This is a genomic window from Streptomyces sp. CO7 (assembly GCF_053474865.1).
This window is the reverse complement of sequence record NZ_JBRIOU010000009.1, coordinates 108,719-109,307: the sequence shown is the minus strand read 5'-3', so window position 1 is coordinate 109,307 and position 589 is coordinate 108,719. Positions and strand designations below refer to the sequence as shown.

At 75.7% G+C, this 589-nt stretch carries 1 protein-coding gene; it reads left to right on the top strand.

The window, feature by feature from the left end; genetic code table 11:
- Window positions 1-53: 53 nt before the first annotated feature.
- Window positions 54-589: hypothetical protein (locus ACOV8S_RS27055; RefSeq protein WP_448321002.1), on the top strand; the 536-nt coding region annotated here is incomplete at its 3' end.

Below are 589 nucleotides of genomic sequence, written 5' to 3'. Positions count from 1 at the left end.
CCCCGACGTCCGCCCACGGCCCGCCCGCCCGGTACCGGCCGCACGGTCACCGCGTGGACCCCGCGGAGCACCTGCTCGGCACACCCGGGTTCTGGCCCGCCTACCTCGGCTGGTCCCTCGTCGTGGAGGGCCTCGACCCCGAGCTCTTCGGCGCGGACCTCGCCGACCTGGACGCCGCGCTCGAGGCGGTCGGGGCGACGGAGGTCTGGCCCGCCTTCCGCGTGCCGCTGTCCGACGGCCGGGTGTACCACGTCGTCCCGTACAACCTCCCCGACGACTACGGCAGCGTGGCGTTCCTGCTCGAGACCCCGGACGCCGACACCCTGCACACGCAGGCGGTGATGGACCCGCACGACTTCCACGGCGGCGGCCTCACCTGGCGGGAGACCCTCGAGGCCGCCGACGCGGTGCCCTCCGGCGACTGCTGCCCGCGCGGCGTGCTGGACCCCGACCACCGGCTGCTGCTCCTGCTTCCTGCCTGGGGCGGGGTCGACACCCCGGCGGAGGAGGCGCTCACCCGTATCGGGCATGCCCTCATGGCGGTCGGCGTGCCCGGGGCGTCCGCCACCGACCTGGCGGAGCACCTGAT